The organism is Trujillonella endophytica, assembly GCF_900110555.1.
Taxonomy (GTDB): Bacteria; Actinomycetota; Actinomycetes; order Mycobacteriales; family Geodermatophilaceae; genus Trujillonella; species Trujillonella endophytica.
In genome coordinates this window covers 302348-328688 of the sequence record NZ_FOEE01000003.1, presented here as the reverse complement: position 1 = coordinate 328688, position 26341 = coordinate 302348, and the positions used below count along the sequence as shown (strand labels likewise).

25 protein-coding genes and 2 riboswitches are annotated in these 26341 nt (G+C 73.7%); of the genes, 17 read left to right on the top strand and 8 right to left on the bottom strand.

All coding sequences use genetic code 11. The annotated features are described in order from the left end of the window. Window position 1: 1 nt before the first annotated feature. On the top strand, window positions 2-685 hold the full coding sequence (locus tag BMY88_RS06810) for a CoA transferase subunit B (protein WP_091941442.1): 684 nt from the start codon (window positions 2-4) through the stop codon (window positions 683-685). A 15-nt stretch (window positions 686-700) separates the two neighbouring features. Further along, the gene (locus BMY88_RS06805) at window positions 701-1522 is read left to right on the top strand and encodes a DUF1028 domain-containing protein (protein ID WP_091941440.1); all 822 of its coding nucleotides are present in this window, start codon (window positions 701-703) and stop codon (window positions 1520-1522) included. A gap of 25 nt (window positions 1523-1547) precedes the next feature. Here the strand turns inward: BMY88_RS06805 and BMY88_RS06800 are convergent, their stop codons facing one another. Both BMY88_RS06800 and BMY88_RS06795 read right to left on the bottom strand, forming a co-directional pair. Next, the gene (locus tag BMY88_RS06800) at window positions 1548-3728 is read right to left on the bottom strand and encodes an MMPL family transporter (protein WP_091941438.1); all 2181 of its coding nucleotides are present in this window, start codon (window positions 3726-3728) and stop codon (window positions 1548-1550) included. Between the two features lie 5 nt (window positions 3729-3733). Further along, the gene (locus BMY88_RS06795; protein ID WP_091941436.1) at window positions 3734-4333 is read right to left on the bottom strand and encodes a TetR/AcrR family transcriptional regulator; all 600 of its coding nucleotides are present in this window, start codon (window positions 4331-4333) and stop codon (window positions 3734-3736) included. A gap of 152 nt (window positions 4334-4485) precedes the next feature. Beyond that, window positions 4486-4597: riboswitch (SAM riboswitch) on the top strand. A 251-nt stretch (window positions 4598-4848) separates the two neighbouring features. Here BMY88_RS06795 and BMY88_RS06790 point away from each other — a divergent pair. From BMY88_RS06790 to BMY88_RS06760, 7 genes are all read left to right on the top strand, one after another. After that, window positions 4849-5394, top strand: a complete 546-nt coding sequence (locus tag BMY88_RS06790) for a GNAT family N-acetyltransferase (protein ID WP_091941434.1) — start codon at window positions 4849-4851, stop codon at window positions 5392-5394. Beyond that, window positions 5391-6371 carry an amino acid ABC transporter permease gene (locus tag BMY88_RS06785; protein ID WP_244524495.1) on the top strand — a complete coding sequence of 327 codons (981 nt, stop codon included), beginning with the start codon at window positions 5391-5393 and terminating at the stop codon, window positions 6369-6371. The genes BMY88_RS06790 and BMY88_RS06785 overlap by 4 nt, the downstream gene beginning before the upstream one ends. Continuing rightward, entirely contained in the window at window positions 6368-7159 is a 792-nt protein-coding gene (locus BMY88_RS06780; protein ID WP_091941432.1) for an amino acid ABC transporter ATP-binding protein, read from the top strand. Before BMY88_RS06785 ends, BMY88_RS06780 begins: the two co-directional genes overlap by 4 nt. Window positions 7160-7249: 90 nt before the next feature. After that, a complete protein-coding gene (locus BMY88_RS06775) occupies window positions 7250-8236 on the top strand; it encodes an ABC transporter substrate-binding protein (protein WP_211435526.1) in 987 nt (328 codons plus the stop codon). A 26-nt stretch (window positions 8237-8262) separates the two neighbouring features. Then, a complete protein-coding gene (locus tag BMY88_RS06770) occupies window positions 8263-9468 on the top strand; it encodes an FAD-dependent oxidoreductase (RefSeq protein WP_091941428.1) in 1206 nt (401 codons plus the stop codon). A 163-nt stretch (window positions 9469-9631) separates the two neighbouring features. Beyond that, window positions 9632-9778: riboswitch (cyclic di-AMP (ydaO/yuaA leader) on the top strand. Continuing rightward, a complete protein-coding gene (locus BMY88_RS06765; RefSeq protein WP_170860985.1) occupies window positions 9764-10825 on the top strand; it encodes a LysM peptidoglycan-binding domain-containing protein in 1062 nt (353 codons plus the stop codon). Its footprint overlaps the riboswitch before it by 15 nt. A 167-nt stretch (window positions 10826-10992) precedes the next feature. Continuing rightward, window positions 10993-11886, top strand: coding sequence for a universal stress protein (locus tag BMY88_RS06760; protein ID WP_170860984.1), 894 nt, complete (start codon window positions 10993-10995; stop codon window positions 11884-11886). A gap of 19 nt (window positions 11887-11905) precedes the next feature. Here the strand turns inward: BMY88_RS06760 and BMY88_RS06755 are convergent, their stop codons facing one another. The 5 genes from BMY88_RS06755 to BMY88_RS06735 are packed head-to-tail and all read right to left on the bottom strand — an operon-like array spanning window position 11906 to window position 16776. After that, window positions 11906-12649, bottom strand: coding sequence for a glycosyltransferase family 2 protein (locus BMY88_RS06755; protein ID WP_091941422.1), 744 nt, complete (start codon window positions 12647-12649; stop codon window positions 11906-11908). Further along, window positions 12646-13413, bottom strand: a complete 768-nt coding sequence (locus BMY88_RS06750; protein ID WP_091941420.1) for a glycosyltransferase family 2 protein — start codon at window positions 13411-13413, stop codon at window positions 12646-12648. Before BMY88_RS06750 ends, BMY88_RS06755 begins: the two co-directional genes overlap by 4 nt. Then, the gene (locus BMY88_RS06745; RefSeq protein WP_091941418.1) at window positions 13410-15680 is read right to left on the bottom strand and encodes a lysylphosphatidylglycerol synthase domain-containing protein; all 2271 of its coding nucleotides are present in this window, start codon (window positions 15678-15680) and stop codon (window positions 13410-13412) included. The genes BMY88_RS06750 and BMY88_RS06745 overlap by 4 nt, the downstream gene beginning before the upstream one ends. After that, the gene (locus BMY88_RS06740) at window positions 15680-16252 is read right to left on the bottom strand and encodes an HAD family hydrolase (protein WP_170860983.1); all 573 of its coding nucleotides are present in this window, start codon (window positions 16250-16252) and stop codon (window positions 15680-15682) included. Before BMY88_RS06740 ends, BMY88_RS06745 begins: the two co-directional genes overlap by 1 nt. Window positions 16253-16266: 14 nt before the next feature. Then, window positions 16267-16776, bottom strand: coding sequence for a GtrA family protein (locus BMY88_RS06735; protein ID WP_091941414.1), 510 nt, complete (start codon window positions 16774-16776; stop codon window positions 16267-16269). 475 nt (window positions 16777-17251) lie between these two features. Between BMY88_RS06735 and BMY88_RS06730 the strand changes: the two genes are divergently transcribed. The 8 genes from BMY88_RS06730 to BMY88_RS06695 all read left to right on the top strand — a co-directional run bounded on the left by BMY88_RS06730 (window position 17252) and on the right by BMY88_RS06695 (window position 25012). Next, on the top strand, window positions 17252-18682 hold the full coding sequence (locus BMY88_RS06730) for a hemolysin family protein (RefSeq protein ID WP_091941412.1): 1431 nt from the start codon (window positions 17252-17254) through the stop codon (window positions 18680-18682). Beyond that, window positions 18679-19701 (top strand): hemolysin family protein, encoded by a 1023-nt coding sequence (locus tag BMY88_RS06725; RefSeq protein ID WP_091941410.1) that lies wholly within the window; start codon window positions 18679-18681, stop codon window positions 19699-19701. The genes BMY88_RS06730 and BMY88_RS06725 overlap by 4 nt, the downstream gene beginning before the upstream one ends. A 64-nt stretch (window positions 19702-19765) precedes the next feature. Then, a complete protein-coding gene (locus BMY88_RS06720) occupies window positions 19766-20032 on the top strand; it encodes a metal-sensitive transcriptional regulator (protein ID WP_091941408.1) in 267 nt (88 codons plus the stop codon). 24 nt (window positions 20033-20056) lie between these two features. Continuing rightward, window positions 20057-20362, top strand: coding sequence for a rhodanese-like domain-containing protein (locus BMY88_RS06715; protein ID WP_091941406.1), 306 nt, complete (start codon window positions 20057-20059; stop codon window positions 20360-20362). A 53-nt stretch (window positions 20363-20415) separates the two neighbouring features. Beyond that, a complete protein-coding gene (locus BMY88_RS06710; RefSeq protein ID WP_091941404.1) occupies window positions 20416-21795 on the top strand; it encodes an MBL fold metallo-hydrolase in 1380 nt (459 codons plus the stop codon). A gap of 40 nt (window positions 21796-21835) precedes the next feature. Beyond that, window positions 21836-23995, top strand: a complete 2160-nt coding sequence (locus BMY88_RS06705) for an MMPL family transporter (RefSeq protein WP_244524494.1) — start codon at window positions 21836-21838, stop codon at window positions 23993-23995. Window positions 23996-24039: 44 nt separating this feature from the next. Then, the gene (locus tag BMY88_RS23740; protein ID WP_091941400.1) at window positions 24040-24207 is read left to right on the top strand and encodes a hypothetical protein; all 168 of its coding nucleotides are present in this window, start codon (window positions 24040-24042) and stop codon (window positions 24205-24207) included. Window positions 24208-24235: 28 nt separating this feature from the next. Next, entirely contained in the window at window positions 24236-25012 is a 777-nt protein-coding gene (locus BMY88_RS06695; protein WP_091941398.1) for a sulfite exporter TauE/SafE family protein, read from the top strand. Between the two features lie 150 nt (window positions 25013-25162). On the opposite strand, the gene BMY88_RS06690 is transcribed toward BMY88_RS06695, so the two are convergent. Continuing rightward, a complete protein-coding gene (locus tag BMY88_RS06690) occupies window positions 25163-26317 on the bottom strand; it encodes an acyl-CoA dehydrogenase family protein (protein ID WP_244524493.1) in 1155 nt (384 codons plus the stop codon). Between the last annotated feature and the right edge of the window lie 24 nt (window positions 26318-26341).

Below are 26341 nucleotides of genomic sequence, written 5' to 3'. Positions count from 1 at the left end.
CATGGCACTCACCCGCGACGAGCTCGCCGCCCGCGTGGCCGGGGAGCTGACCGACGGCTCCTACGTCAACCTCGGCATCGGCATGCCCACCCTCGTGCCCAACTTCATCCCCGAGGGCGTGCACGTGGTGCTGCACTCGGAGAACGGCATCCTCGGCGTCGGGCCCTACCCCGTCGACGGCGAGGAGGACCCGGACCTCATCAACGCCGGCAAGGAGACCGTCACGGTGCTGCCCGGCGCCAGCTACTTCGACTCCGCGGCCTCGTTCGCGATGATCCGCGGCAAGCACCTCGACGTCGCCGTCCTCGGCGCGATGCAGGTCAACCCCCGCGGCGACCTGGCCAACTGGCTCATCCCCGGCAAGATGGTCAACGGCATGGGCGGGGCGATGGACCTCGTCCACGGCGCCCGCCAGGTGATCATCATGATGGAGCACGTCGCCCGCGACGGGTCGCCCAAGCTGGTCCAGGAGTGCACCCTGCCGCTCACCGGCAAGGCCTGCGTCGACCGGATCGTCACCGACCTCGCCGTCGTCGACGTCACTCCCGCCGGGTTCGTGCTCCGCGAGACCGCCCCCGGCGTCTCCGTCGACGAGGTGCTCGCCGCCACCGGCGCGCCGCTCACCGTGGCCGACGACGTCGCCCCCATGACCCTGCCCGCCACCGCCCAGCCCGCCACCACCTGAGCCCGCGGGCGATCGGTGACCTTCTCCGTCGTCGCCCGCGACCCGGCCACCGGCGACCTCGGGGTGGCCGTCGCCTCCTGCATCCTCGCCGTCGGCCGGGCCGTGCCCCGGGCGCGGCCGGGCGTGGGCGTGGTGGCCGTGCAGGCGCGCAGCCCCCGGGGGCTCGGGGGCGTGCTCCTGGCCGGGCTGGCCGAGGGGACGCCGCCGGCGGACCTGGTGCGGCGGGCGGCGCACGCGGCCGGGGACGACGACCGGCAGCTGGCCGTCCTCTCCGCGGCCGGTGAGGTCGCGGCCGACACCGGCCCGGGCACCTTCCCGGTCAGCGGGCACCTGGTCGGCGACGGCGCGTGCGTGCAGGGCAACATGCTGGCCTCGTCCGAGGTCCTGCCGGCCATGCTCGACGCCCTGGGTCGCGCTGCGGGCGACCTGCCCGACCGGTTGCTCGCCGCGCTGTCGGCCGGGCAGGACGCCGGCGGGGACCTGCGGGGCCGCCAGTCGGCGGCGCTGCTGGTGGTCGGCGGGCGACCGGAGACCGAGGAGGACGACGGCGTACGCGTCGACCTGCGGGTCGACGACTCCGGCGACCCGGTGGCGCAGCTGCGGATGCTGCGCAACCTGCAGCGCGCCTACGACGACCGCGACTACGACACCCTGGCGGTGTTCGCCCCCGAGGGGGCGCGCGACCTCTACGCCGCCCTGGCCGCATCCCGGCGCGGCGACCGGGCCGCCGCCCGCGGCGCCCTGGAGGCGATGCGGGAGCGACCCGGCTGGTCCCAGTGGCTGGCCGCGATGGCCGGCGACGGCCGGCTGGCCGCGGTCACCCGCCTGCTCGACTGACCGTGCGGCCGGCTGGGCCGGCCGGTCAGCGCGTCCCGGCGCCGACCGGCTCCGCGGCGACCGGGACCGCCCGCTCCAGCGCCGCGCCCTCGACGTCCACCCGCGGCAGCCAGCCCAGCCAGCGCGGCAGCCACCACGCCCGCTCCCCCAGCAGCGCGAGCGCCGCGGGCACCAGCACCATCCGGACGACGAACGCGTCGAACACGATGCCCATCGCCAGCGCGAAGGCGATCATCTTGATCGTCTCCTCGCCGGCGGGCACGAAGCCGGCGAACACCGAGAACATGATCAGCGCGGCGGCCACGACGACCGGGGCGGCCTGCCGGAAGCCGGTCCGGATCGCCGCCAGCGGCTCGACCCCGGAGCTGTGCGCCTCGTGCATCCGGGAGACCAGGAAGATCTGGTAGTCCATCGCCAGCCCGAACAGGATCCCGATCACCAGGATCGGCGCGAGGCTGATCAGCGGGCCGGTGGCGTCGAGGTTCACCGCGCCGGCGAGCCACCCCCACTGGAACACCGCGACCGTGGCGCCGAGCGAGGCGCCGACGGTGAGCAGGAAGCCCAGCACCCCGACCAGCGGCACCAGCAGCGAGCGGAAGACCAGGACCAGCAGCACCAGCGCCAGGCCGACGACCAGCAGCAGGTACACCGGCAGGGCGTCGTCGAGGGCCTGGGCGACGTCGACGCTCACCGCCGTGGCACCGGTGACCGACACCTCGATCCCGTCGAGGTCGGCGAACGCGGCGCGCAGGTCGGCCACCAGGCGCTCGGTGGCGGGGTCGGAGGGTCCGGACTCCGGGATGACGTTGAGCGTCGCGGCGGTGCCGTCGGTGTTCACGTTCCCGGCGACGGCGCGGGCGACGTCGTCCGTCCCGGACACCGTGGAGACGGCGCGCCGGGCGGCGTCCGCGGCGCCCTCCCCCTCGAACAGGACCACCAGGGGCCCGTTGAAGCCCTCGCCGAAGCCGCCGGCGAGCAGCGTCTGCGCGCGCGCGGCGCTGCTGCCCTCCGGCGGGTCCTGCACGAGCGTGGTCTGCATCGAGGCGAACGGGATCGAGACGACGCCCAGGGCCACCACGGTCAGCAGCAGCGACAGCACCCGGCGCCGGGTGACGGCGGCGACCCAGCGGGCCAGCCATCCGCGCCCGCCGCTCGACGCCGGCGCCGGCCCCGTCCCGGCGGCGGCGCGCAGCTTCCGCGGCAGCGCGCGGGCACCCAGGTAGCCGAGCACGGCGGGCACCAGCGTGAGGGCGACCAGGACGGCGACGACGATCGTCGCGGCGGCGGCCACGCCCATCTGCGTCAGGAACGGGATGCCGACGACCGACAGGCCGGCCAGGGCGATCACCACGGTGAGGCCGGCGGTCACGACCGCGGACCCGGCCGTGCCCACGGCGGTGGCGATGGCCGTGTCCACGTCGGAGCCGCGGCGCAGTTCCTGGCGGTAGCGCGTGATGATGAACAGCGCGTAGTCGATCCCCACGGCCAGGCCCAGCATCGCGGCCAGGATCGGCGTGGTCGAGGACAGCTCGGTGAAGCCGGTGGCGATGGTGACGCCGAGGACGCCGATGCCGACGCCGATCACGGCCGAGAGCAGGTTCATCCCGGCGAGCAGCAGCGAGCCGAAGGTCACCGCCAGGACGAGCAGGGCGACGACGACGCCGATGACCTCGGCCGGGCCACCGATGTGCGGCGGCGCCTGGACCGCCTCGCCACCGACCTCGACGGTGAGGCCGCTGCTGCCGCGCGCGTCCTCGACGGCGTCCGCGAGCGCGTCCTGCTGCCCGGGCGGCACCTCGCCGGGGGCGGCGTCGTAGGTGACGGTGACGTAGGCGATGGTCGGCTCCGCGGAGTTCACGCCGGGGTTCGCCGGGTCGAACGGGTCCGCCGCCGACACGACCCCGGGCAGCCGGGCGAGCTCGCCGGCCACGGCCTGGATCGCCGCCACGTGCGGCAGGAGGTTCTGCCCCTCCTCCGCCTGGAAGACCACCCGGGCGGTCGCGCCGGCGACCCCGCCGAACTCCTCGTCGATGCGCTCGAGGGCGGTGGTCGACTCCTGGCCGGGGATGGCGAAACTGCCCGCCGTCTCCCCGCCCAGGGTGACGGCGCCGACGCCGCCGCCCGCCAGGACGGCGAGCCAGACGAGCAGCACGGGGAGGCGGCGCCGGGCGGAGAACGCGCCGAGTCGGGAGAGCAGCACAGCCATGCGGATCAGGCCTCGTTCGGTTCGGGGTGGGGACGGGGCGCGACGGTCGCGGTGGTGGGCTCCGCGGAGCCGAGCGCGTCGAGGCAGGTGGCGACGATGTGCCGGCGCCACGCGGTGGTCCGGTCCTGCTGGTGGGCCGCGAGGGTCAGGACGGCGAGCGCGGCGTAGGCGCCGAGCACCCGGACCAGCCGTTCGGGCGGGGCGGTCTCCGGGTCCTCGACGAACACCCGCAGCGGGCCGTCGGCGATGGGGGCGGCAGGATCGACGCCGGACTGGATCGCCGGCGCGAGCAGCAGCGCGACGAGACCCGGGTGGCCGAGGGCGACGTCGACCATCGTCTCCACGGCCCTGCGGTCCCGCTCCGGCCCGGCCGGGAGGTCGCCCAACTGGTCGAGGACACGGGCGGCGAGGGTGTCGGCCTGGGCGACGACGGCGGCGTACAGCACGTCCTTGGTCGGGAAGTGGTGCAGCAGACCGGCCTTCGACAACCCGACCGCGTCGGCCACGTCCTGCACCGAGGTCTTGGCGAACCCGCGGCGGGCGAAGAGCGCGGCGGCGCGGTCGAGGATGCCCTCGTCCACCTGCTGCCGGAAGGGTCGCGCCACGAGGCCACGGTAGGCGGTGACCGACCAGAATGGTCGGCAAACCACCCGAGGTGGTCGGGTGGTGTTGCTCACGTCATCGAGCGGCGTTTCCAAACCCTAGTAAGCCGATCGGATTTGACGGGATTGACCTCCGCACCCTAGGGTTCCGGCCAGGTCCTGAGTGCCAGCACCAAGCCCCGGCTCGCTGGCCGGCAACCCTCCGCTGCGACGGGGTGCCCCGGGTGACGACCTGGCCGCCGCACCCCGCGGTGGCAAGTCAGCAGCCCCGTCGGGGCTCGGTACGAGGAGCCAGACCCGTGAGCACCCCGCCGCCCGGCGCGCGACCCGTCGTCCCCGACCTGGTCGGCCGCCCGGTGATCGACCTGCTGCGCACCGACAGCTCGCTCTGTCGCTGACCGCAGACCGCTGACCGCCGCCGGCCGCTCGGCCGGCGCCCCCCGCGACACCGCTCGCCGCTCGTCGGCGCGGTGCCGCGGCCTGCCCGCGCCCTCCCCCGCCCTCTCCGGAGTACCCGCATGTCGCTGCACCCCTCCGCCTCCCCCGGCCTCGCCGTCGTCGCCGTCCATCCGCACGACGCCCTGGCCGCACCGCTGTTCGCCGAGCTGCAGGTCGAGTACGACACCCGCTACGGCGACCTCTTCGGCGGCGCGGCCGAGGAGCTCGCGCGCTACCCGGCCGAGGAGTTCCTGCCGCCCGACGGCGAGCTGCTCCTGCTCGTGGAGGACGGCGCCCCGATCGCCGGCGGCGCGTTCCGCCGGCACCCCGACCCCGGGACCGCCGAGGTCAAGCGGATGTGGACCTCGGCCGCGCACCGCCGGCGAGGACTGGCCCGACGGGTGCTCGCGGAGCTGGAGCAGCGCGCCGCCGACCGCGGCTACACGCGCATGTACCTGACCACCGGGCCCCGCCAGCCGGAGGCGAAGGCGCTGTACCTCTCCGCCGGCTGGACCCCGCTGTTCGACGTCGCCGTCCCGCACCCCACCGACCTGGCGACGCTGCGCACCCTGACCCCGGAGCGGTTCGCCTACGCCTTCCAGAAGTCCCTGGGGGGTGCCGCGTGACCACGCTCGCGCCCGAGCCGACCGCGGGCACGGTCGCGCCGCCGCCCGACACGCCGTTCGACCAGCTCCGGGTCGTGCCCGCCCGGCACCCGGGGCGCTGGGTGGCCACGGGCGTCGTCGCCGTCGGACTGGCGATGGTGCTCAACTCGCTCATCACGAACCCGCGGTGGGAGTGGGACGTCGTCGCGGCCTACCTCACCGAGGAGTCCATCGTCCGCGGCGTCTGGACGACCGTCCAGCTGACCCTCATCACCGCGGTCCTCGGCTTCGCGCTCGGCACGGTGCTGGCCCTGATGCGGCTGTCGCGCTCGCCACTGCTGCAGGCGGTCAGCTGGGGCTACACCTGGATCTTCCGGTCGGTGCCGCTGATCCTGCAGCTGCTGCTCTGGTACAACCTCGCCTACCTCTACGAGTCCCTGGACTTCGGGATCCCGTTCGGCCCGTCGTTCGCCAGCGTCGACACCCTGTCGCTGATCGACAAGTTCGGCGCCGCCATCCTCGGGCTGGGGCTGCACCAGGCCGCCTACTCCGCCGAGATCGTGCGCGCCGGGATCCTGTCGGTGGACCAGGGCCAGCTGGAGGCCGCCGCGTCGCTGGGCATCCCGCGCCGCCGGCAGCAGACCCGGATCGTGCTGCCCCAGGCCATGCGGGCCATCGTGCCGACGGCGGTCAACGAGGTGATCGGCCTCTTCAAGGGCACCTCGATCGTCTACGTGCTGGCCCTGGGCGAGCTCTTCTACACCGTGCAGGTCATCTACGGCCGGACCCAGCGGGTGCTCCCGATGCTCGTGGTCGCCGCCGTCTGGTACGTCGTCCTGACCACGGTGGTGACGGTGGTGCAGTACTACGTCGAGCGGTACTACGCCCGCGGTGCCGTCCGCACGCTGCCGCCCACGCCCCTGCAGCGGCTGCGCACCAACCTCACCGCCGGGCTGGCCCGGGTCGGCTCGCGCCCCGACGGGACGGCGCCCCGATGACGACCACTCCCACCCGGCCGGGCCGGGTCGAGGTCCGCGGTGTGCACAAGAGCTACGGCAGCCACGAGGTGCTCGCCGGCGTCGATCTGGTCGTCGAACCGGGCACCGTGACGGTCGTCCTCGGCCCCTCCGGCTCGGGGAAGTCGACGCTGTTGCGCAGCATCAACCACCTGGAGAAGGTCGACCGCGGGTTCGTGGCCCTCGACGGCGAACTGGTCGGCTACCGGCGCCGGCCGCACCGCGGCGGCGAGCGGCTGCACGAGCTCAAGGAGCAGGACGTGCTCCGGCAGCGCACGCGCTTCGGGTTCGTGTTCCAGGCCTTCAACCTCTTTCCGCACCTGACGGCGCTGGACAACGTCGTCGAGGCGCCGGTGTCGGCCCAGGGGCGGCGCCGGTCGGAGGTCGTGGTCGAGGCCAGGGCGCTGCTCGAGCAGGTCGGGCTGGCCGAGAAGGCCGCCGCCTACCCGCGGCAGCTCTCCGGGGGTCAGCAGCAGCGCGTCGCCATCGCCCGCGCCCTGGCCATGCGGCCGGCGGTGCTGCTGTTCGACGAGCCGACGTCGGCGCTGGACCCCGAGCTCGTCGGCGACGTGCTCGGGGTCATCGAGGAGCTCGCCCGGGGCGGCACCACGATGATCGTCGTCACCCACGAGATCGGCTTCGCCCGCCGGGCGGCCGACCAGGTGGTCTTCATGGACGCCGGCCGGATCGTCGAGCAGGGACCACCCGAGCAGGTGCTCGACGCCCCGCAGCACGAGCGGACGAAGGCCTTCCTGGCCCGGGTCCTCTAGCCCGCCAGCACTCCCCCAGAACCCCGGACGGCGCACCCGCGCCGCCCGCCGATGGCGCGCGCCCGCGCGCCTCACCCGAGGAGAACCCCCGTGACCGCCCGTACCCGACGAGCTCTGTTCGTCCCCGTCCTGGCCACCGTGTCCGCGCTGGCGCTCGCGGCGTGCAGCAACTCCGCCGACATCGAGGAGCAGTCCCGGTCCGAGTCCGGCGGCAGCGGCGGCGGCTCGGCGATCGCCATCAACACCTCGCCGGACCAGGACCGCATCCACACCACGGTCAGCGACGAGGCGGTCGCCCTGCTGCCCGACGGCGCCTTCCCCGACGGGGTGCTGCGCGTCTCCATCACGCAGGGCGCCGTCCCGCTGGGCTTCTTCGCCGACGACAACCAGACGGTGATCGGCAGCGAGACCGACATCGCCACCCTCGTCGCCGACGCGCTGGACCTGGAGCTCGAACTCGTCGTCAACGACTGGTCGAACTGGCCGCTGGCCACGCAGTCCGGCGAGGTCGACGCGACGATCTCCAACGTCACCGTGACCGAGGAGCGCAAGGAGCTCTTCGACTTCTCCACCTACCGCGTCGACCAGCTGAGCTGGCTGGTCCCCGCCGACAGCGACGTGGACGCCATCGACGAGGCCGCGGACATCGCCGGGCTGACCGTCGGCGTCGGCTCGGGCACGAACCAGGAGCAGATCCTGCTGGCCTGGGACGAGGAGAACCAGGCCGCCGGGCTCGATCCGGTGTCCATCGACTACTACGAGTCCTGGAGCGACGTCACCCTCGCGCTGCAGTCGGGCCGGCTGGACACCTACTTCGGCCCCAACCCGACGGCCGCCTACGCCGCGGCGACCGCGCCCGAGGACTTCGCGGTCGTCGGGACCGTGAACGGCGGCTGGCCCGACACGGCCGACATCGCCGTCGCCACCGCCCGGGGCAACGGCCTGGCCGAGGCCTTCACGGCGGCCATCAACCACGCCATCGACGACGGCACCTACGCCGAGGTGCTCGAGCGCTGGGGCCTGGAGGCCGAGGCGATCGACCGCGCCGAGACCAACCCGCCGGGCCTGGGCGCCTGAGCGGAACCGACGAGGAGACCGAGCCCATGACCGAGCAGCCGATTCCCCCGACGTCCCCGTCCGCCCCCCACCCCGGTACCGCGGCGCTGCACCCGGCCGCCACGCCGTCGCGGACCGACGTCGTCGTGATCGGCGGCGGGGTCATGGGCTCGGCCGCGGCGTGGTCCCTGGCCCGCCGCGGGGCCGGCGTCGTCCTGCTGGAGCAGTTCGGCCCCGGGCACGTCCAGGGCGCCTCGCACGGCCGTTCCCGGATCTACCGCAGCACCTACGCGCAAGCGCACCACCAGGCGCTGGTCGCCGAGGCGCGGCGGCTGTGGCACGAGCTGGAAGCCGAGACCGGGACCCGGCTGCTGCACCCCGGCTCCGGCGTCGCCACGGCGGCGGCGCACGGGCAGGAGCAGCTGGTCACCGTCGCGGGGGCGATGGAGCGGGCCGGCGTCCCGTTCGAGTGGCTGTCGGTGGCCGCCGCCGAGGACCGGTGGCCGGGCCTGCGGTTCCCGGGGCCGGTGCTGCACGAGCCGCACACGGCCGGCCGGGTGGACGCCGACGCCGCGGTGACCGCGCTGCAGTCCGCCGCGGTGGCCGCGGGCGCGACGGTCCGGCACCACCGTCGGGTCACGGCGGTGGAGGCCGACGGCGACGGCGTGGTGGTGCGCTGCGCCGCCGGCGCCGCCGTGCGGGCGCGCACCGCGGTCGTCGCCGTGGGCGCCTGGACCGCCGACCTGCTCGGCGGGTCGGTCCAGCTGCCCCCGCTGCGGGTGACCCAGGAGCAGCCCGCGCACTTCCCGGCACTGGACCCGGGCGCCGCGTGGCCGGCGTTCACCTACGACCCCGACCCGGGCGAGGGGTGGCCCAGCGGCGTCTACGGCCTCGCCAGCCCGGGGGAGGGCGTCAAGGTGGGTTTCCACGGCACCGGCCCGGAGTGCCACCCCGACAGGCGGGACCGGGTGGCCGACCCCCGGCAGCTGGCCCGGCTGATGGAGTTCGTGCGGCGGTGGCTGCCGGGGCTGGACGCCGAGCGCCCGGCTCCCGTGTCCTGCACCTACACCAGCACGCCGACCGGGGAGTTCGTCCTCGACCGGGTCGGGCCGGTGGTGCTCGCGGCCGGGTTCAGCGGCCACGGGTTCAAGTCCGCCACCGCCGTCGGCCGGGTGCTCGCCGACCTGGCCCTCGACCTGCCGGGGGCCGACGCCGGGGCGTTCGGGCTCGCTCAGCACGCCGCCCTGCTCTGAGGAACGTGACCTTCCTCATAGTTTGCCGCCACGCCACTGCGAACAGGCCGTAGTCGTTCCGGTGTTCTCCGTCACGGCGACAGTCGACATAGCGACTCGTAACGTTTTGGCTGCGCTCCGCACATGGCGGCGTGTCGCGCCGGTCCGCCCAACCCTGCCCACCGGCCGACATCCACTCCCCACAGGGCAGGGGTGGGGGACCCACGGTCCACGGCGCGTCCGCGCGCCTCGGGGTGAAGCCGCACATCGCGGCCGGGCACCGATCGCCCGAACCCGACAGCTCACCTCACCGGCGGTGATCGGAGAACTCACCACCTTGCCCAAGCACTGCGCTCCCCGTTACGTCCGCACGAAGAAGGTCCTGTCGCGCGCTCCCGTCGCCGCGGGCGCCACCGTCGTCGGCATCGGCCTGCTGAGCTCGACCGCACAGGCGGCGCCGACCACTGCCGGCTGGTCCGGCTTCGGCGATCTCCCCGAACTGCTCACCCAGCTGCCGACCGGGCACGCCCCGGCCGCGCCGGAGACCTACGAGGACCGGACCGACACCTACGGCCGGCACGCCGCCCCCGACGGGTCCTACACCGTCGAGCGCGGGGACACCGTCTCGCGGATCGCCGCCTCCTTCGACCAGCCGTGGCGCCAGCTCTACCAGCGCAACGCCGGGGTGATCGGCGCGAACCCCGACCTGATCCTCCCCGGCCAGGTGCTCGCCGTGACCGGCACTGCGGCCGAGATCCCGGCGACCGGTGGCGCGGGCGACTCCGTGCCCCTCCCCGCGCCGGCCCCTGCCCCGGCCCCGGAGCCGGCCCCCGCGCCCGAGCCGGCCCCCGCGCCCGAGCCGGCCCCCGCGCCCGAGCCGGCCCCTGCCCCCGCTCCCGCCCCCGCCCCCGAGCCGGCCCCTGCCCCCGCTCCGGCTCCTGCCCCCGAGGCCGCCCCGGCGCCGGCACCCGCGCCGGCTCCGGCGGTCCAGCCGGCGGCGGCGGCCGTGCAGGCGATCGCGCGGATCACCAACAGCGCGGGCGCCACGCGACCCCAGGCCCAGAATGCCGCGAACGCGGTCGTGTCGAACGTCCCGGGCGCCGCGGCCATCACCCTCGGCGGAACCCGGCCCAGCGCCGTGGACCCGCACGGTCACCCGTCCGGCCTCGCGATCGACTACATGTGCCTGTCCGACGCGGCCCTGGGCGATGCGATCGCGCAGTACCACCGCGACAACTGGGACGCGCTCGGCGTCGAGTACGTCATCTGGCAGCAGCGGATCCTCACGTCGCCCACGGGTGCGTGGCAGCCCATGGCGAACCGCGGCGGCGTCACCGCCAACCACTTCGACCACGTGCACGTGAACTACGTGGGCTGAGGCTCCCCCGAGTCCTCCAGAGCGCGCCGACGGCCGCCCGGTCCCCCGACCGGGCGGCCGTCGCCGTCGGCGCACGGCTTGCCCCGGGACGCCCCCGTCCGGTGGGATCGTCCGATGACCGACGCCGATGCCGACCCGGGTGCAGACCGATGCGTGCGAGGAAACCGGTGACCGGCGCAGGGGTGTCCGCGGGCGGGCGGGTCGTCGTGGGCGTCGACGGCTCCGAGCCGTCGGTGCAGGCCGCCCTGTACGCGGCAGAGGCCGCCCGCCGCCGCGGCGTGGGACTGCTGGTGGTGCACGTGACCCCCTGGCAGGGGTTCGACGACGCCCTGCCCATGGCCGGGCGCGAGGTCAAGGCCCGGTTCGAGGAGAGCGCGACCCTGCTGGTGGAGGCCGCCGCCGACACCGTGCGGCAGGAGACCGGCTCGGGCGACGTGACGGCGGCGGTGGTCGACGACCACCCCGTCGACGGGCTGCTCGCGCTGTCCGCCGACGCCGCGCTCGTCGTGATCGGGCGGCGCGGCCTGGGCGGGCTGCCCGGCCTGCTGCTCGGATCGACCGCCGGCGCGGTGGCCCAGCACGCCCGGTGCCCCGTGATCGCCCTCCCCGAGGAGTGGGACGAGACCGCGGCGCGGACCCGGCCGGTCGTCGTGGGGATCGAGGGCGGTTCCGGCGACGACGAGGTGCTGGCGTTCGCGGTGGCCGAGGCCGCGTCCCGCGCCACGGGCCTGGAGGCCGTGCACGCCTGGCGAGACCCGAGCCTGGAGGCCGCCCTCGGGGGGTTCGGGCCGTTCGTCGACTGGAGCGTCGTGGAGGAGGACGAGCGCGGGAAGCTGTCCCGGGCCGTCGCCGGGTGGCGGGACCGGGAGCCCGGGGTGCCGATCACCGAGACGGTCGTGCGCGACCGCGCCGCCGCGGCGCTGCTCGACGCCTCGGCTGGCGCCGAGCTGCTGGTGGTCGGGCACCGGCACCGCGGCCGGTTCGGGCGGGTGGGATCGACCACCTACGGGCTGCTGCACCGCGCCGCTTGCCCGGTCGCCGTCGTCCCGCTGGAGCGCTGACCCGGCCGGCCGGCGCCGGTCAGACCGGTCGGCCGGTCGCCTGGTAGGCGGCCAGTTCCTCGGGGGTGCCGAAGCAGTAGAAGTCGCCGCGCACGAGGCCGACGCGGCGCCCGGAGGCGATCAGCTCGTTGAAGACGAGCGAGACGTAGTACTCGGGCATGGCGGCGTCGATCTGGCGGGCCATCAGCCGGTCGGCCGCCTCGAGGAAGACCCGGGCCGAGGTGAAGGAGTAGACGCCCATGAGGGCGTCGGCGGAGATGGCCTGTTTCTCGGCGGTGCGGACGACGAGGCCGTCGGCGTCCACCTCGGCGAAGCTGTAGCGCGGCTCGGTGGAGCGGAACGACAGCAGCAGTCCGTCGAGGTCCTGCCGTTCGACCGCCCCGGCCAGGGCGGCGAAGTACGCCGGGCTGTCGAAGGCGATGTCGCAGTCCATGATCACCAGCGGCAGGTCCGGATCGAGGTGGTCCCGCGCCTGCAGGCAGGTCTCCACCGCCCCGCGCGTGTCGTGGTGCAGCAGGACGATGTCGGCACCGGGCTCGGCGTCGAGCACGTGCCCGGTGAGGCCGTGCTCGGCGTCGTCGTCGGCCCGGACCACGACCACGACCCGCCTGGCCCCGTCCCAGGCGGCCAGGGAGCGCAGCGCCCGCTGGAACATCGGACCGCCGTCGACCTCGATGAGCGGCTTGGGCGTGGCGATGCCCACCTTGCGGAAGCGCGTACCCAGGCCGCCCATCGGCATGAGGACCTGCAGGGTGGCCGTCACCGGACCTCGTCCCACTCGTAGTCCCGGTCCGGAGCGGGGTCCGACGTCCGCCGGCCCAGTCGCCACAGCGCGAGGTTGCGCAGCGCGGTCCGGAAGATGTTCCAGTTGCGCGCGTTGGACACCTGGTCCTCCTCGCGCCAGGTGATGGGCAGGTAGGCGAAGCGCACGCCCCGGCGCACCAGGTCGAGGATCAGCTCGTAGTTGAAGGTCAGATGGTTCGCGAACCGCAGGTAGGTCGCCGGGTCCAGGTCGCGCAGCGCGAACAGGTTCAGCCCCGACCCGAGGTCCTGGAGCCGGCGCAGGGCCACGACGCTGTAGACGGCGTTGAGCGCCCGGTTGCCCCAGATCCGCTTCGCGTCGTAGCCGTGCAGGCGGGAATGCCGGCTGAAGCGCGAGCCGAGCACCGTCTGCGTCTCGGGATGGGCCTCGGCGAGGTCCAGCAGCAGCCCGGCCTCGTCACTCCTGGCCTGGTTGTCGCCGTGCAGGATGACCACGTGGGTGTGGCCCGCGGCGCGGGCGTGCTCGAACGCCACCTTGTGGGTGCCGCCCAGGCTGTTGTTCTGCCGGTTCCGGAACACCCGCAGGTTGGGGAGCCGGCCCGACCGCCGGTGGTCCAGCGCCCGCTGCAGGGTGTCGTCGGTGCTGCGGTTGTCGATCACCCAGATCTCGGCCACCCGCGCGGCCAGCTCGTCGGTGATCTCGTCGAGCACGCGGCCGATCTGCGGGCCGCAGTTGTAGGCCGGGATGGCGATGACGGCCTTCACCGCGTCAGGACCTCCTCATGCCTCGGCTCCGCGCCGAGGGTCTGCCTCGGCTCCGCGCCGGGGGTCTGCCTCGGCTCGGCGCCGAGGGTCTCGTCCGCCTGCCCGTGTGCGGGCAGGTCGTACTGCTCCACGAACCGGTTGAGCGCCTGGATGCACACGCCGTAGTACTTGAGCACGGTCCCGGAGTTGATGGCCACGCGGTGGGTGAGCATCCGACCGTAGAACAGCCCCACGTGGAAGAGCACCGCGCGCTGCTCGGCGGGGAGCAGCCTGCGGGGCATGATCTCGGTGGTCACGAAGTCGGCCAGCTCGGCGTACCGGGCCGACCGGGCGTCGCGGTAGGTGATCTCCGGGACGCCGTCCTGCTCGCTCAGCAGCACCGGCTCCTCGTCCTCGTTGAGGAATTCGTAGCCGTAGGCCAGCGACTGCATCTGGCGGGCGAAGTCGATCACCGGGCCGCGCAGCTGGTTGTCGTCCGAGGGATCGATCACCAGGACGTCGCGTCCGGGCAGGTCCACGAGGATGTTGTCGACGGTGAGGTCGCCGTGGATGTGCGAGCTGGGTTGGAAGACGGCCAGGTCGTCCCAGGCGCCGGGAGCCCGCTGGATGCGGTCCAGCACCCGGTCGAAGTTGTCCATCTCGTGGCCGTTGACGACGATCCGGTCGCCCTTGAGGGCCTCGGCCAGCGCCGGGTGGGAGCGGGCGGCGGCGCGGACCCGCAGCACGAACCGTTCGGCGACGTAGTCGTCGCGGACGTCCGGCCGGTACGCCGGGGGCTCGATCGAGTAGACCCGGTCGTACATGTACTCCCAGAGCTCGGCGATCTTCGCCTCGCTCTCGGCGAGGGAGTTCTCGTGGACGTACTCGAACATCGGGACGCTGCTGGGCCGGTACTCCAGGTCGATGGAGTAGTGGTCGACGGCGGTGCGCTCGCGCAGGACCGTCACCAGCTGCTCGTGGTCGACGCGCTCGGCGAGCCAGGTGTGCTGGTTCTTCAGCCGGTGCGCGTGCTCCAGCGGCACCATCTTCTTGACGAACAGCTCACCGGAACCGTTGGTCGCCAGCAGGGTGACGGCGTTCGAACCGCCCTTGAAGAAGCGGACCAGGCTGACATTGCCGTCGACCTCCAGCCGGTGCATCACCTGGCTGAGGTGCTGACGGCGGAAGTAGGTGTCGAGGAAGTGCGTCATCGACGCCGAGATGTCCTCCTCGCGGCGCAGCTTGTTCACGTAGCGGTCCGACGGCGCCGGCTCGGCCTCCGCCACCGGGTCGCTGATCCGCCGCGCCCAGTTGACGAACACGGCGACCACGGCGACGAGCAGGACGGGCAGGTTGGTGACGAGCCAGATCGCGGCGGCGAGCGTCGCCACGTCCGTGGGAGTCAGGTCGGTGCTGTCGGCCAGGAAGCCGCCGATGTCGGCGAGGTAGCGCCCGGGGGCACTGTTGCCCACTCCGGAGCTGACCGCGACGGACGGCGCCGCGGCGGCGACGGAGCCGTCCCGGTCGGTCATCTCCGGGATCACCGTCGCCGCCACCATGACCGCCGCGGCGGCGTAGCAGAGCCAGGAGGCGAGGGCGAGGACCCCGTAGCGGGCGAGCAGTCGGCGATCGCGCAGGAAGCGCTGGAAGCCGAAGATCACCGACCACAGCTTGAAGCGGGCCCGGTTCTCCAGGTCGCCGTTGAACCAACTGGTGACCCGCCACGCGAGCCGCAGCAGGAGGCGGTTCTCCCGCACGAGTGCGACGAACGCCGCGATGGCGACCAGGGACACCACGAGGGCCACGGCGGCGGTGATCGGCACGACGCCGGAGACCGGCCCGCCGACGACGGCGAGGAAGACGAGGAAGGCGCCCGAGACCAGGACGATGTCGATCAGTCGCTCCAGCACGACGGCCAGCAGCGTGTACAGGAAGCTGATGCGCAGCGTCTTGGCGATCAGGTAGGAGCGGACCACCTCGCCGACGCGCAGCGGATAGACGAGGTTGAACAGGTACCCGATCGAGAGATGGCGAAACTGGCCCGCCAGGCTGCCGATCCGCACCTTGTCGATGACCACCTTGGTCCGGGCGGCCCGGAGCAGGTGCCCGGCGAGCTGGACCAGTGCGGCGACGCCCAGCAGGATCCACTGCTCGCCGGACAGGCGGTCCGACAGCTGCGCCCACATGTCGGCCAGGTCCGACCAGCACACGGCGGTGAAGACCGCCAGGGAGGTGAGCGCGACGGCGATGAGCGCGAGCCGGCCCCGGGAGTAGCGGAGGCTTCCCATCAGAAGTGCGGCACCTCGAGGACGGGGATGCCCGCGGCGATCGCGGCCTGCCGGCCGGTCTCGGAGTCCTCGAAGGCCAGGCTCCGCGCCGGGTCGGCCCCGAGCGCCCCCAGGGCCCGCAGGTAGCCCTCCGGATCGGGCTTGCTCCGCGCGACGTCGTCACCCCAGACGACGACGTCGAACAGCGGGGTCAGCCCGTGCGTCTCGAGGATCTGCCGGCCGTTGAGCGACTTGGCCGTGCTGACCAGCGCGGTGCGGTGCGTCGGCGCGACCAGCCGCAGGAAGCCCACGAGCGCGTCGTTGGCCCGGGTCCGGTCCAGCAGGTCGGCGTACCGGCGGCTCTTGGCGGCCCGGATGGCATCGACTCCCGGCCGGTCGAGGCCGGGGAGCAGGTCGGGGATGAAGTCCCGCGAGTCCCGGCCCCAGGTGCCGGCGAACTGCTCGGACGTGAGCTCGTGGCCGGACTCGGCGAACGCCGCCCGGTACGCCTCGTAGTTGGCCGCTCGGGTGTCGACCAGGGTGCCGTCGAGGTCGAACAGCAGCGCGTCGACGATGCCGGGCGCAGAGCCCACGTCACCCCTCCCGGTCACATTCCCTCCTGCTGCCGGACCGCCCGCCGTCCGCCGGCACCGGCGTGGTCGCGATCGGCGAGCAGCGCCGGCCCTACCGGCTCTGGAGCGACGGCGTCCCCGCCGGTCGGTCCGTCCGCCGGGCGAGGCCGCAGGAGCAGGCGGCTGGCCACGAAGTTGGCGGCGAAGGACGGCGGCAGCGACGCCAGCTTGCAGACGAAGGCGGGCCATCCCGTCCCCTCGCGCGTCAGCTCGATGAGCGCCGAGAAGACGACGATGGACAGCGCGTACCACGCGACGAACATCGCGAACGAGGCCCGGGACCGCCCGTGGGCGAAGGCGTACTTCGTGACGAACAGGTAGACGACGACGACGGCGCACCCGGCGCTGAGGACGTTGGCCGCCCATGCGGGCGCCCCTGCGGCGATCGCGATCGCGAAGACCGAGAGGTCCACCACCAGTCCGAGCCCCGAGCCGAGCAGGAACCGGACCAGCTGGGCGAGGAGTCCGCGGGGGTGCCCGGTCATGCGCGCTCCCCTCTCCGGCGGTCGGGCGCGGGCGACGTCGAGGACCCGCGGCCGAGGACGTCGGCGGGCCGGGCAGGTGGTGCGGTCATGAGCGAGTTCTGAGCCTGTTCGATCGGGGCTGACGCGGCGGGCGGCCGTGCCGGCACGAGCCGCGACACCGACGGCGGACGATGCTCGAGACCTCGGGGCGTCGAGTGATCCGGTCGGAACCGACTGTAGTGCCGATGCCGAGGTGGCGGACCGAACCGGTCCCACACGCCGTCACCCCGTGCACGTCCGTCCCATCCGTCCCGCCGGGCGGTCCGGACCGCTCACGGACCGGGCAGTGGCGGATGATCGGAACGCGCGGCCCCGCCCCCGCGTTGACTGCCCACGGGCCCGATCGCGGCTCCGTCCCCTCGTCGAAGAGAGTCATGAGCACCGATCACGATCCGCAGGCCACGCACCCGGAACCCGATGAGGCGGTGCGTGGCCGGTGACGGAGCTCCTCTCCCTCCTGCTGGGCGTGCTCGTGGTCCTGGCGATCACGGCGGTCACCGGCTACTTCGTGGCCCAGGAGTTCGCCTACATGGCGGTCGACCGCTCGGCGCTGGCCGCCCGCGCCGACGCCGGTGACGTCCCGGCCAAGCGGGCGCTGGCGGTCACCCGCCGCACGTCGTTCATGCTCTCCGGCGCCCAGCTCGGCATCACCGTCACCGGCCTGCTCGTCGGGTACGTCGCCGAGCCGCTGATCGGCGAGTCGCTCGGCGCCCTGCTCGGCGACGTCGCCGTGCCCCCGGGGGTGAGCGTCGGCATCGGCGCGGTGGCGGCGCTGCTGTTCTCCACGATCGTGCAGATGCTGTTCGGCGAGCTGTTCCCGAAGAACCTGGCGATCGCCCGGCCGGAGCCGGTCGCCCGCTGGCTGGCCTCGTCCACCACCGCGTACCTGAAGCTGTTCGGCTGGTTGATCTGGGTGTTCGACCAGGCCTCGAACCTGCTGCTGCGAGCGCTGAAGATCGAGCCGGTGCACGACGTCGAGCACGCCGCCAGCGCCCGCGACCTCGAGCACATCGTCGAGGAGTCCCGGGAGAGCGGGAATCTGCCCGCGGAGCTGTCGATGCTGGTCGACCGCATCCTCGACTTCCCCAACCGCGACGTCGTGCACGCGATGATCCCCCGCCCCCGGGTGGGCACCGTGGCCGACACCGACACGATCGGCCACCTGCGCGAGCTGATGGCCTCCGGGCACTCCCGCTATCCGGTGCTCGACGCCGACACCGGCGACGTCCTCGGCGTGGTGCGGCTGGCCGACCTGCTCACCACCACCGAGCCGGACACCGCCCGGGTGACGGCCATCGCCCGCGAGTGCCTCGTCGTCTCCACCTTCACCCCGCTGCCCGACGCGCTGCGCCTGCTGGCGGAGAGCAACAACCAGATGGCCTGCGTGATCGACGAGTACGGCGGCTTCGCCGGCGTGATCACCCTCGAGGACCTCGCGGAGGAACTGGTCGGCGAGATCACCGACGAGCACGACGCCGAGCACCCCGAGTACGTCCCGGTGGACGGCGACGGGATCTGGGAGATGCCGGGAGACGTGCACGTCGACGAGGTCGAGCGGGCGCTGGCGATCGACCTGCCGCGGGGGCCCTACGAGACCATCGCGGGCCTGGTCATCGCCGCCGCCGGCACCCTCCCGGAGCCGGGCACCGCTCTGACCATCGAGCTGCCCCCGGACCCGGGCGACCTGGTCCACGCCGACGAACCCGAGCCCCGACTCCTGCGGGTGCAGGTGCTCGCCGTCGAGCGGCACGTGCCCTCCCGGGTGCGCCTGGAGCTCCCCTCCCGTGACGCCGACGACGCCGATACGGAACCGGGCCCGCGGCCGGGCGCCGACAGCACCCCGACCTCCGAGGAGTCCACCCGATGAGCGACAGCCCGTGGGTGGTCGTCGCCGCGACGGTCGTCATCGTCGCGCTGAGTGCCTTCTTCGTCGCGGTCGAGTTCGCCGCGCTGGCCGCCAAGCGGCACCGCCTCGAGGAGGCGGCACCGACCAGCCGCCCGGCCCGGGCGGCCCTGCGCAACTCCTCGGAGCTGACCCTGCTCCTGGCCGGCTCCCAGCTCGGGATCACCGCCGCCACCCTGGCGCTGGGCGCGATCAGCAAGCCGGCCGTGCACCACTGGCTCACCCCGCTGTTCGAGACGTGGGGCCTGCCGCGGGTCGCCGCCGACGTCGTCGGCTTCGTGCTGGCGCTGATGATCGTGACGTTCGTGCACCTGGTGGTCGGCGAGATGGCGCCCAAGTCCTGGGCGATCGCCCATCCCGAGCGCTCGGCAACCCTGCTGGCGGTGCCGATGCGCGCGTTCATGGCGCTCTTCCGGCCGCTGCTCCGCGTGCTCAACGTCGCGGCCAACGCCCTGGTCCGCCGGGTGGGGGTCGAGCCCACCGACGAGCTCGCGGTGGGCCACAGCCCCGACGCGCTGCGCCACCTGGTCGAGCACTCGGCCAACGTCGGCGCGCTGGACGCCAGCTTCTCCGAGCAGATCGCCGGCGCCCTGGAGCTGGAGCGGCTGACCGTCCGGGACCTCGTCGACCCGGCCGTGCCGCTGGCCGCCGTCCCCGCCGACGCCACCGCCGGGAACGTGCGGGAGGCCACCCGCGCCACCGGCCACCTGCGCCTCCTGCTGGGCGACGGCGCCGGGATCACCGGCGTGGTGCACGTCCGCGACACCCTCACCGCCCCCGAGGAGGCGCCGGCGTCCGCGTTCGCCCGGCCGGTGTTCACGCTGACCGCCGACACCACCGTCTACGCGGCGCTCAAGGCGATGCGGCACAGCCGCAACCACCTCGCGCTGGTGACCGATGCCGGCCGCGTCCTCGGCGTGATCACGCTCGCCGACGTGCTCCGCAGGCTGTTCCCGCAGCCCGCGACCGCCGAAGCGCCGTAGGCGTGCGCGGGGTCACCCGCGGCTCACGTTGCACATACCCCCGGGGGTACCCCACACTGGTGTCGTGGACATCCCCCAGGGCGAACTCGCCGACGTCGTCAAGCGGCTCAAGCGCATCGAAGGTCAGATCGGCGGCATCGTCCGCATGATCGAGGACGGCCGCGACTGCTCGGCCGTGATCACCCAGCTCGCCGCCGCCTCCAAGGCGCTGAGCCGGGCCGGGTTCGCCGTCGTCTCCACCGGGATGCGCTACTGCTCGACCACCGAGGACGGCGAGACCCGCGAGGTCGACCTGCGCGAACTCGAGCGCCTCTTCCTCTCCCTGGCCTGACCCCACCGACACCTGGAGCACGCCGTGCACCCACCGATCCCACAGCTCACCCCCGCCGAGGCCGCCGACCGCACCGAGGCCGTCCTGCTCGACGTCCGGGAGGCCGCCGAACTGACCGACGGCCAGATCGCCGGCAGCACCCACATCCCGCTGGGCCAGCTGTCCGCGCGCGTCGTCGAGCTCGATCGGGGCCGCCCGGTCGTCACCGTCTGCCGCAGTGGCGGGCGCAGCGCGCAGGCTGCGCAGTTCCTCGCCGCCCAGGGGTACGACGTCGCCAACCTCGACGGAGGCATGACCCGGTGGATCAGCGAGGGGCGCCCCACCGCCTGACGCCTGATTTGACCCGCAGATACCCCTGCCCCGTACCGTACGGAGGAACTGTCGTGCAGATCGACATCATCGAGACCACCGGCCTCGGCGACCGCAGCTACCTGGTCAGCGCCGGCGGCGTCGGCGTGGTGATCGATCCGCAGCGTGACATCGACCGGGTGCTCGCGCTCGCCGAGAAGCGGAGCGTCCGCATCGCCCTGGTGGCCGAGAGCCACCTGCACAACGACTACCTCACCGGCGGGCTGGAGCTCTCCCGCACGGTCGGGGCCGACTACGCCGTCCCGGCCGGGGACGCCGTCGACTACGAGCGCACGCCGGCCGCCGACGGCGACGTGTTCGAGGCCGGGCCGATGCGACTGCGGGTGATGCACACCCCCGGGCACACCCACCACCACGTCAGCTACGTGCTCGCCGACGCCGACGGCGCGGTGCAGGCGGTGTTCACCGGCGGCTCGATGCTCTACGGCGCCACGGGCCGCACCGACCTGGTCGGCCCCGAGCACACCGACGAGCTCACCCACGCCCAGTACCACTCGGTGCGCCGGCTGGTCGACGAGCTGCCCGCCGGCACCCCGGTGTTCCCCAGCCACGGCTTCGGCAGCTTCTGCGCGGCCACCCCGACCAGCGGCGACTCCTCCACCGTCGGCGAGCAGGCGCGCGTGAACCCGGCGCTCACCCAGGGCGAGCAGGCCTTCGTCGACGAGCTCATCGCCGGCCTCACCGCCGTCCCGGCCTGGTACGCCCACATGGGCCCGGCCAACGCCGCCGGCCCCGCGCCGGTGGACCTGTCCGAGCCGCGCCCGGTCGACCCCGCCGAGCTCGCCGACCGGCTGGCCGCCGGCGAGTGGGTGCTCGACCTGCGCAGCCGCACCGCGTTCGCGCACCGCCACCTGCCGGGTGCGCTGAACTTCGAGCTGGCGATCGCCAACTTCGTCACCTACGTCGGCTGGCTCATCCCGTGGGGCGCGCCGATCACCCTGATCGGGGAGACCGAGCAGCAGGTCGCCGAGGCCCGCCGTGAGCTGGTCCGCATCGGCATCGACCGGCTCGCCGGTGCCGCCATCGGGAGCCCCGAGGCCCTGGCCGCCGGCCGGGAGCTGGCCTCCTACCCGGTCAGCGACTTCTCCGGCCTGGCCGCGGCGATGGCCGCCGACCCCGACCTGGTGGTGCTCGACGCCCGCCGCGCCGACGAGCGCGCCGGCGGCGGGGTGCGCGGCTCGCTGCACATCCCGATCCACGACCTCCCCGGCCGCCTCGACGAGGTCCCCTCCGGCGACGTCTGGGTCTACTGCGGCTCGGGCTACCGCGCCGCCATCGCCGCCTCGATGCTCGCCCGCGCCGGCGGCCGCCCGGTCCTGATCGACGGCGGCTACGGCGACCCCGACACCGGCGCGACCGCCGCCGGCCTGCACACCGACTCCGCCGCCGGCTGACCGCCGGTCCGCTCACCTCCTCCGGACGAAAGCGACCATCGTGACCACGACGGCCCCCAGCCGCGACTCCGACCTCGCATCCGCTCTCCCCCGCCCGGGCCCGCTCGGCCGGCTGGGGGTGTGGGTCACCGCACACGCCAGGACGACGACCGTCGTCTGGCTGCTGCTCGTGGTCGGCCTCGGCTTCTTCGCCCCACGAGTCGAGGCCGCCCTGTCCGGCGCCGGCTGGCAGGCCGACGGCTCGGAGTCGGTCGCCGTCCGCGAGCTCGCCGTGGACCACTTCGGCGGCAACGCCAGCTCCGCCATCCAGGTCGTCGTGCACAGCGACGACGGCCCGGTCACCGAGGGCCCCGGCGCGGGGATCCTCGCCGAGGCCACCGACCTGCTCGAGGCCGACGACCGGATCGGCACCGTCGTCCAGCCCCGGCCCGGCGCCACCCTGAGCCCGGACGGATCCACCGCGATCCTGCTCGCCGGCGCGGGCGCCGACACCAACGAGATGGTGCGCGTCGCCGACGACCTCAAAGGCCCGCTGGAGGAGTTGTCGACGGACGCCGTCCAGGTCAACCCGACCGGCGCCTCGCTGCTGTGGTCGGACTTCAACGAGGCCAACCTCGACGCGATGCTGACGTCCGAGATGCTCTCGTGGCCGGTGACGCTGGGCATCCTCGTGCTGGCCTTCGGCGCCCTGGTGGCCGCCGGCCTGCCGCTGCTGCTCACCCTGGCCGGGCTGGTCGCCTCGGCCGGTTCCCTCGTGCTGATCAACGAGATCGTGCCGGTCTCCATCTGGGCCATGAACTTCGCGATGATGTTCGCCCTGGCCCTCGGCATCGACTACGCCCTCTTCCTGGTGGTGCGCTACCGGGCGGCGCGGATGGGAGCGGGCGCATCGCCGGTGCGAGCGGTCGCCGAGACCATGGACACCGCCGGCAAGGCCGTGCTGCTCTCGGGCGCGACGGTGCTCGTCTCGTTGTCGGCGGTGATGCTGGTCCCCTCGCCGTCGTTCCGGTCGATGGCCGGCGGCATCATGCTCGCCGTCGTCTTCGTCCTCGCCGCCACGCTCACGCTGCTCCCGCTGGTCCTGTTCACGCTGGATCTGAAGATCAACCGCATCGCGCTGCCCTGGGCACGAACCGGAGAACACCGCTCCCCGCGGTTCGCCGCGTGGGGGGAGCGCCTGTGGAAGCGGCCGCTGGTCTACGGGATCGGTGCACTGCTCGTCCTGCTCGCCCTCGCCGCGCCGATCCTCGGCCTGAAGACGGCGATGCCGTCGATCAAGGTCCTTCCCGAGGACGCCAGCGCCCGCGTCGGCTACGACACGGTCCAGGAGGCCTTCGGGGACGGCGCACCCGGCACGCTGCAGGTCGTCGCCGACAGCGGCGACGCCGCCGCGGCCACTGCCGTGCTGAGCGGCGACCCCGACATCGCGGGTGTCCTGCCCGCGATGCCGGCCGACGACGGCACCGACGTCGTGATGATCCAGGCCGTCCCCACCATGGACCCGTCGGACCCGGCACTGTCGGCGCTGGTCGACCGGCTGCGCAGCGACCTGCCCGACTCCGCCCTGGTCGGCGGCGCACCCGTGGAGAACCTCGACCTGAAGACACAGCTGGACGAGTCCACACCCCTGGTGATCGGCGTCGTGCTGGTGCTGGGCTTCCTGCTGCTGCTCGTCGCGCTCCAGGCGCCGCTGATCTCGCTGCTGGGCACCCTGGCCAGCCTGCTCTCCACCGCCGCCGCCTTCGGCGTCGCCCGCCTGGTCTTCCAGGAGGGCTTCGGGGCCGACCTGTTCGGCTTCGAGAGCCAGGGCTTCCTCGACGCGTGGGCACCGGTGTTCTTCTTCGCGATGATCTTCGCGATCGCGATGGACTACACCGTCTTCCTGCTGGCCAGCGCCAAGGAGCACTACGAGCGGTCCGGCGACCCGCGCGAGGCCATGATCGGCGCCCTCGCCCACTCCGGCCGGGTCATCTTCGCCGCCGGCGCGGTCATGGTCGCGGTGTTCTTCACCTTCGCCCTGTCCGGGCCGCTGCCGCCCAAGGAGATGGGGATCATCCTCGGCGTCGCCGTGCTGCTGGACGCCTTCCTCGTCCGCCTCGTGCTGCTGCCCGTGCTGCTCCGGCTCACCGGCGCGGCCGCGTGGTGGAGCCCCCGGTGGCTCACCCGGGTCCTGCCGAAGATCCGCTTCGCCCACGACTGACCGGCGACCGCCGGTCACCCCACTCCGACTCCGAGGAGATCCCCGTGTGCCGAGCAGTTGCCTGCAGCACCTGCGGCCGGACGACCTGGGCCGGCTGCGGCCAGCACGTCGACCAGGTCATGTCCCGCGTCCCCGACGGCCAGCGGTGCCCGGGCCACCCACGCCCCGAGCGGTCCGGGAGCCGGCTGAGCAAGCTGCTCGGCCGCCGCTGATGTCGTCCTCCACCGTGGCAGCAGCCCGATGACCGCCCTCGCGATCGGCATCGGCCTGGTCATCGGCGCCCTCGTCGGGCTGCTGGGCGGAGGGGGCTCGATCCTCGCGGTGCCGGCACTGGTCTACCTCGCCGGTCAGGACCTGCAGCAGGCCGTCGCCACCTCGCTCCTGGTGGTCGGCATCACCTCGGTCGTCGCGGTCCTCCCCCGGCTGCGGGAACGGCAGATCAGCTGGCGGATCGGGCTGCTGTTCGGCTCGGCCGGCGCGGTCACCGCGTTCGCCGGGGCTGCGGTCAACCGGGTGCTCCCCGAAGCGGTGACCCTGTCGCTGTTCGCCGCGCTGATGGTGGGCGCCGGCGTCCGGCTGCTGCAGGACAAGGCGGCGACCGGCACCGCCTGCACGGTCGACGACGGACGGGTGAACTGGCGCCGCTGCCTGCCGCGGACGCTCGCCGGCGGGCTCGTGGTCGGCTTCCTCACCGGCCTGCTCGGCGTCGGCGGGGGTTTCCTCATCATCCCGGTGCTGGTCCTGGCCCTCGGCCTGTCGATGCCCACCGCCATCGGCACGTCCCTGGTCGTCGTGGCCATCAACTCCGCCGCCGGCTTCACCGCGCACGCCGGAGAGGCGACGCTCGACGTACCGGTCACCGTCGCCTTCACCGCCGCAGCCGTCGTCTCCGCCGTCGCCGCCGGACGACTCGGCGCCAGGGTCGACACCGACCGACTCCGCCGCTGGTTCGCCTGGCTGGTGCTGGTCGTCGCAGCCGTGATCGCCACCCGGCTCCTCGTCGACCTGCTCACCTGAGCAGCGCAGCCGACCGCCTCCGCGGTCGGTGGATCGCCCCGGCGGACGGTGCCGCACCCACTCCCGGGCGACGAAAGGCTCGCAGGCGGGTGTCGGCACCCCCATCGGCGACCGGCTTCTCCCTGACCTGCGGGAACGCCGGTCGACGCCCTATTTCAGGAGACTCCGTGCGATCACCAAGCGCTGGATCTGGTTGGTGCCCTCGTAGATCTGGGTGATCTTGGCGTCGCGCATCATCCGCTCGACGGGGAAGTCCTGGGTGTAACCGGCGCCGCCGAACAGCTGGACGGCGTCGGTGGTCACCTTCATCGCCACGTCGGAGGCGAAGGCCTTCGCGGCGGCGCAGAGCCGGCCGAGGTCGGTGTCGTCCCCCGACTCGCCGCGGGCGGCCGCGACGTACACCAGGTGGCGAGCGGCCTCGATCTGCATGGACATGTCGGCGAGCATGAACTGCACGCCCTGGAAGTCGGTGACCGCGCGGCCGAACTGCTTGCGTTCGCGGGCGTAGGAGACGGCGGCGTCCAGTGCGCCCTGCGCGACGCCGACGGCCTGCGCCCCGATGGTCGGGCGGGTGAAGTCCAGGGTGCGCAGCGCGGTCTTGAAGCCCGTGCCGGGCTCGCCGATGATCCGGTCGGCCGGGATGGTGCAGTCGGTGAAGTACAGCTCGCAGGTCGGCGAGCCCTTGATGCCCATCTTCCGTTCCTTGGGCCCGACGGCGAAGCCGGGGTCGTCGCGGTGCACGACGAAGGCGGAGATCCCGTTGGCCCGCTTCTCCGGGTCGGTGACGGCCATGACCGTGTACCACTCGGAGACCCCGGAGTTGGTGATCCAGGCCTTGGTCCCGTTCAGCACCCAGGTGTCGCCGTCGCGGCGGGCCCGGGTCCTCATCGCCGCGGCGTCGGAGCCCGCCTCGCGCTCGGACAGGCCGTAGCTGATCATCGCCCGGCCCTCGGCGATGCTCGGCAGGACCTTCTGCTTGAGCTCCTCCGACGCCGACAGGATGATCGGCATCGAGCCGAGCTTGTTCACCGCGGGGATGAGCGAGGCGCTCATGTCGACGCGGGCGACCTCCTCGATCACGATGCAGGTCGCGATCGCGTCGGCGCCCTCGCCGCCGTAGGCCTCCGGGATGTGGGTCGCGTGGAAGCCGGCCGCGGTCAGCGCTTTCTGCGCCTCGATCGGGTAGCGCGACTCCGCGTCCACCTCCGCCGCGAACGGCTCGATCGCCCGCTCGGCGATCTCGCGGACGGCGGCCCGGATCGCGTCGTGCTCCTCGGTCAGCTGGTACAGCCCGGTGGTGCTCACGGCGACGATGCTATGACGCCCACG

Coding starts and splice junctions, on each gene's coding strand:
- BMY88_RS06780 (WP_091941432.1), top strand. CDS start 6,368: ATGACGACCACTCCCACCCGGCCGGGCCGGGTCGAGGTCCGCGGTGTG.
- BMY88_RS06725 (WP_091941410.1), top strand. CDS start 18,679: ATGAGCGACAGCCCGTGGGTGGTCGTCGCCGCGACGGTCGTCATCGTC.
- BMY88_RS06735 (WP_091941414.1), bottom strand. CDS start 16,776: ATGACCGGGCACCCCCGCGGACTCCTCGCCCAGCTGGTCCGGTTCCTG.
- BMY88_RS06810 (WP_091941442.1), top strand. CDS start 2: ATGGCACTCACCCGCGACGAGCTCGCCGCCCGCGTGGCCGGGGAGCTG.
- BMY88_RS06695 (WP_091941398.1), top strand. CDS start 24,236: ATGACCGCCCTCGCGATCGGCATCGGCCTGGTCATCGGCGCCCTCGTC.
- BMY88_RS06790 (WP_091941434.1), top strand. CDS start 4,849: ATGTCGCTGCACCCCTCCGCCTCCCCCGGCCTCGCCGTCGTCGCCGTC.
- BMY88_RS06745 (WP_091941418.1), bottom strand. CDS start 15,680: ATGGGAAGCCTCCGCTACTCCCGGGGCCGGCTCGCGCTCATCGCCGTC.
- BMY88_RS06770 (WP_091941428.1), top strand. CDS start 8,263: ATGACCGAGCAGCCGATTCCCCCGACGTCCCCGTCCGCCCCCCACCCC.
- BMY88_RS06800 (WP_091941438.1), bottom strand. CDS start 3,728: ATGGCTGTGCTGCTCTCCCGACTCGGCGCGTTCTCCGCCCGGCGCCGC.